This window comes from uncultured Campylobacter sp. (assembly GCF_938045535.1).
Lineage (GTDB): Bacteria > Campylobacterota > Campylobacteria > Campylobacterales > Campylobacteraceae > Campylobacter_B.
This window is the reverse complement of sequence record NZ_CALIMQ010000168.1, coordinates 1-2,786: the sequence shown is the minus strand read 5'-3', so window position 1 is coordinate 2,786 and position 2,786 is coordinate 1. Positions and strand designations below refer to the sequence as shown.

At 45.7% G+C, this 2,786-nt stretch carries 3 protein-coding genes; all 3 read left to right on the top strand.

The window, feature by feature from the left end:
* On the top strand, positions 1 to 1,128 hold a 1,128-nt coding region (locus tag Q0095_RS05320), incomplete at its 5' end, for a hypothetical protein (protein WP_297882049.1).
* 27 nt (positions 1,129 to 1,155) lie between these two features.
* The gene (locus Q0095_RS05315) at positions 1,156 to 1,839 is read left to right on the top strand and encodes a type II secretion system protein (RefSeq protein ID WP_297882047.1); all 684 of its coding nucleotides are present in this window, start codon (positions 1,156 to 1,158) and stop codon (positions 1,837 to 1,839) included.
* A 46-nt stretch (positions 1,840 to 1,885) separates the two neighbouring features.
* Positions 1,886 to 2,786 (top strand): methionine--tRNA ligase (metG, locus tag Q0095_RS05310; RefSeq protein ID WP_297882045.1); only part of this gene is annotated, 901 nt, incomplete at its 3' end.

Below are 2,786 nucleotides of genomic sequence, written 5' to 3'. Positions count from 1 at the left end.
ATCAGCTACTACGAGGCTGAAATTTTTTACGATAAAAAATCCCTCGTTTCGCTAATAGCAAATTTAAGCTGCGAAATTTTTGGGCGCAACGACTACGCCTTGCGCATACCGTTTATTTTGATCCACTTCGCAAACGCCGCGATGATCTATAAAATTTCAAAATTTATTCTAAAGCGCCGCTTCGATAGAGTGGTCGCTACGGCGCTATTTATGGCGCTTCCTGCGTCAATGAGCAGCGCGATCTTGCTAAATCCTGCGGGCATCATCGTTTTTTTCACGCTGCTGGCGATCTATTTTGCAAAGAGCGAATACAATATCGCGCTTTTCGTGCTTCTATCCGTTTGCGCCTTGATCGATCGAGCGTTTTTTATGCTCTACGTAGGCTTTGGAATTTGGGCGCTTTATACGCGCAAAAAGGAGCTTTTGCTACTTTGCATAGCGCTATTTAGCTTCAGCGTGATCTTTTACGACGTAAGCTCGGAGGGCAAGCCGAAGGGATATTTTTTAGACACCGTGGGCGTTTTTGCGGGCGCGTTTTCACCTCTCGTGTTTTTATTTTTCATATATACGATCTATAGAATTTGGATCAAAGAGGAAAAGAGCCTGCTGTGGTTCATCGCCACGAGCGCGCTTTGTCTGACGATGCTTTTTTCGCTAAGACAGCGCGTGCCGCTTGAGATGATGCTGCCGTATTGCGTCATCGCTACGCCTTTGATCATTCGGGTTTTGTTTAATTCATACCGTGTTAGATTGCCTAAATTTCGTACCTTTCACAAGATCGCCGTGGGTGTGACGCTGGTAAGCTTAGCGGTAAGCTATTTTGCAGTGATTTTTAGCGATGTGATGTATGAGGCGATGTTCGCAAACAAGCCGCAGCGGCATTTTATCTATAAATTTGACATAGCTAGGCAGCTGGCAAGTGAGCTAAAAAATCGCGGAGTAAAAAGCGTAAGCTGCGAGGACGAGAGGCTCTGCCTGCGCCTGAAATTTTACGGACTGCCTAGCGGAAGCGGCGCTTTTATCTACGCGGATGAGCCGGAATATGTCTCGGATCATAAAAATTCGATACAAAATATAGATATTTACAAGCGAGGCGTGCGAATTGCAAAATTTTATGTTAAAATATAAACAAAATTTTTATGAAAGGTAAAAATTATGAAAAAAGCATTTACTATGATAGAGCTGATTTTCATCATCGTGGTGGTTGGAATTCTAGCGGCGGTGGCGGTGCCTCAAATCAATCGAAATAGCCTTGTGGAGGCGGCAGATCAAGTAGCTGCTCATATTCGCTATACTCAGCAGCTGGCTATGAATGATAACAAATTCGATCCTGACGATCCTAATTGGTTTAAGAGATTTTGGAGGATTCAATTTACCGATCAAGGAGCACCGGGCTCTGCAGCAGGATGGCGATATAATATATATTGGGATAACGGAGCTTTCCCGGGTTCAAACGGACAACCAAATAGCCTAAATTCTATGGCAGCTGATCCGCAGAATCCTAACAAACTGCTTACTTCGGGCTTTGCTAGGCAACCTGCCAATACTGATGGTGCAAGAATGAATCAAAAGCTAAATTTAGGAGCAACATATAATATAAGAAATATACAATTTACTAATTGCGGTAATGGAAACAATCACACCATCTCCTTTGATTCTTATGGTCGCCCAATGGGGCAGTTAGCGAACTCTAATGTGCCATATGATAGGCTTTTTGTGGGCCAGTGCGTTATTACGCTTACCAATGATGCGAAAGAGACCGCTAGTATTACTATCGAGCCGGAGACCGGATACGTAAGATACACGCTAAATTCTAATACCGGCACAGCCGCGCAATAGGACTAATAAAATTTTTACTCAAATTTAAGTAAGCGCAAGGAGAATGATGAAAAAATATATAATGACGCCGATTTATTACGTAAACGACGTCCCGCACATCGGTCACGCATACACGACGATTATTGCCGATACGATGGCTAGATTTTACCGCCTGCAAGGACACGAGGTCTTTTTTAAAACGGGCACCGACGAGCACGGCCAAAAGATCGAAGAGGCCGCAGCCAAGCACGGCAAAAGCCCGAAGCAGTACGCAGACGGCGTGAGCGCTAAATTTAAAGACCTGTGGGACGAGTTTGACATCAGCTACGATATGTTTTCGCGCACTACCGATGCCGCGCACGAGGTGGCGGTGCAAAACGTATTTCGCAAGATGTATGAAAAGGGCGACATTTATAAGGGCGAATATGAGGGCAACTACTGCGTAAGCTGCGAGAGTTTTTTCCCTTCCGCTCAGCTAATCGACGGCGAGTATTGCCCCGACTGCGGCAAAAAGACTAAAATTTTAAAAGAGGAGAGCTATTTTTTCAGACTTAGCGCCTATGCAGACAGACTTTTAAAATGGTATGAGGACGAAAAGTGCATCCTGCCGTTAGGCAAAAAAAACGAGGTCGTAAGCCTCGTAAAAGGCGGTCTGAAGGATCTTTCGATCACGCGAACGGGCTTTGATTGGGGCGTTAAAATTCCGCCTGAGATAAACGATCCGAAGCACGTAATTTACGTCTGGCTGGACGCTCTGATGGATTATCTTAGTTCGCTCGGATTTTGCGCGGGCGGCGAACGAATGGAGTATTGGAGCGACGCGCTGCACATCGTGGGCAAGGACATTTTGCGCTTTCACGCGGTGTACTGGCCGGCATTTTTGATGAGCCTTGATCTGCCGCTGCCTCGCTGCATCGCGGCTCACGGCTGGTGGACGAGAGACGGCGAAAAGATGAGTAAAAGCAAAG